Annotated in this window: 3 protein-coding genes; all 3 read left to right on the top strand. The window is 52.9% G+C overall.

Annotated features, from left to right (window positions below; genetic code table 11):
- The 3 genes from SSCH_RS21820 (at position 1) to SSCH_RS06595 (ending at position 1,135) form a co-directional block, all read left to right on the top strand.
- Complete coding sequence (locus tag SSCH_RS21820; protein WP_044664776.1) at positions 1-156, top strand: iron-sulfur cluster assembly scaffold protein; 156 nt, start codon at positions 1-3, stop codon at positions 154-156.
- A gap of 68 nt (positions 157-224) precedes the next feature.
- Positions 225-515: an aminotransferase class V-fold PLP-dependent enzyme gene (locus SSCH_RS20860; RefSeq protein ID WP_052835406.1), complete on the top strand. Its 291-nt coding sequence runs from the start codon at positions 225-227 to the stop codon at positions 513-515.
- A complete protein-coding gene (locus SSCH_RS06595; protein ID WP_198142222.1) occupies positions 464-1,135 on the top strand; it encodes a cysteine desulfurase family protein in 672 nt (223 codons plus the stop codon). Before SSCH_RS20860 ends, SSCH_RS06595 begins: the two co-directional genes overlap by 52 nt.
- Positions 1,136-1,160: the final 25 nt, after the last annotated feature.

Consider the following 1,160-nt stretch of genomic DNA (forward strand, 5'->3'; position numbering starts at 1 on the left):
ATGGAGATCACCAATGAGGTTGTGGAAAAGGCACTGGGTGGACTGCCGCCGGAGAAAAGGCACTGCTCCAATATGGCTGCTGATGCTCTTTACGAAGCGATGCAGGATTATCTGTACAGACGGGCTGTGGAGGGAAAGGTTTCACCTGCAAGATGATTCCGGTGATTCCTGGCGAACTATGTATCTGCCGACGGGGAAGTTCCCGGCAGTAAGAGGGGTAGATCATGATCTACCTCGACCATGCGGCCACAACGCCTGTTCATCATGAAGTAGCTGCTATAATGTGTGATGTGATGAATAATTGTTTCGGAAATCCTTCCAGCCCTTATGCCATCGGTAGGGAGGCCAAAGGCCTTCTGGAGAAAGCGCGCAAAGAGGTGGCAGGTCTCATCTGTGCCCGGCCGGAAGAGATATTTTTTACCAGTGGGGGGACAGAGTCTGATAACCTGGCGCTGTGGGGGGGTTGTATGCTCCCATCAAAGGGCGCGGCTCTCATATCATTACCTCATCCATAGAGCATCATGCTGTGCTGAACACCTGTGCCTGCCTGGCCGAGCATCTTGACTGCAGTGTTACTTATCTGCCGGTGGACAGTGATGGACTAGTTGATCCGGATGATGTAAGGCGGGCTATCAAAAAGGAAACAGCACTTATTTCGATCATGCATGCCAATAATGAAGTGGGAACTATAGAACCGGTGGCAGAGATAGCCTCTATCGCCCGAAAAAACGGGATACCTTTCCATGTGGATGCTGTGCAGACCGTCGGGCATATCCCGCTGGATGTAAAGCAGTTAGGTGTAGATCTCCTCTCCCTTTCAGGCCACAAGTTTTATGGGCCAAAAGGGGTGGGGGCACTGTATGTGCGGCGAGGCACACCCTTCGCACCTCCGCTGCGTGGTGGAGGGCAGGAAGGGGGGTATCGCTCAGGTACACAGAATCTACCTGGAATCGCAGGTTTGGGGCAGGCAGCAGTTATCGCTCAGCGCGATATGGACGCTGAATTGCAGCGCCTGGAAAAGATGCGGGATGCCCTGATTCGGGGAATCGAAGAGGACGATACCCGGGGTGCGGCTGAACGGGCACCGCCAATTATCGTTTACCCCATAATGTCAACTTTGCCTTTGACAATATAGAGGGGATCACTTCTTTGGGGTTAGA

Source organism: Syntrophaceticus schinkii (assembly GCF_000946815.1).
GTDB lineage: Bacteria > Bacillota > DSM-12270 > Thermacetogeniales > Thermacetogeniaceae > Syntrophaceticus > Syntrophaceticus schinkii.

Excerpts from the sequence above, each read along its gene's own strand:
- SSCH_RS21820 (WP_044664776.1), top strand. The coding sequence starts at position 1 with ATGGAGATCACCAATGAGGTTGTGGAAAAGGCACTGGGTGGACTGCCG.
- SSCH_RS20860 (WP_052835406.1), top strand. The coding sequence starts at position 225 with ATGATCTACCTCGACCATGCGGCCACAACGCCTGTTCATCATGAAGTA.